Here is a 467-nt window from a genome sequence, read left to right on the forward strand (position 1 = left end):
AATCCTCCGTTGATCAAGCTCGTACGACCCGGTTCGCAACCGAGTGGGAGGCGAATACGGTCCACCAGAAACACCACTGACGCCGCCACGGCAAAGGAAAAGCCCGGACGCGCGAGGCGCGTCCGGGCTTTCCGGTGGTGCTACAGGCTCGAACTCAGAAGTCCATGCCGCCCATGCCACCGGACGGGTCGGCGGGAGCGGCCGCGGCCTTCTCCGGCTTGTCCGCCACGACGGCTTCGGTGGTCAGGAACAGCGCCGCGATGGAAGCGGCGTTCTGCAGCGCGGAGCGGGTGACCTTCGTCGGGTCCGGCACGCCGGCCGCGAGCAGGTCCTCGTACTCGCCCGTGGCGGCGTTGAGGCCGTGGCCCTGCGGGAGGGACTTGACCTTCTCCGCCACGACGCCGCCTTCGAGGCCGGCGTTGATCGCGATCTGCTTGAGCGGCGCCTCGACGGCGACCTTGACGATG

1 protein-coding gene is annotated in these 467 nt (G+C 68.7%); it reads right to left on the reverse strand.

From position 1 onward, the window contains the following. Positions 1 to 154: 154 nt before the first annotated feature. On the reverse strand, positions 155 to 467 hold a 313-nt coding region (locus AVR91_RS44100; RefSeq protein ID WP_323807909.1), incomplete at its 5' end, for a TCP-1/cpn60 chaperonin family protein.

It is taken from the genome of Amycolatopsis keratiniphila subsp. keratiniphila (assembly GCF_001620365.2).
GTDB lineage: Bacteria > Actinomycetota > Actinomycetes > Mycobacteriales > Pseudonocardiaceae > Amycolatopsis > Amycolatopsis keratiniphila.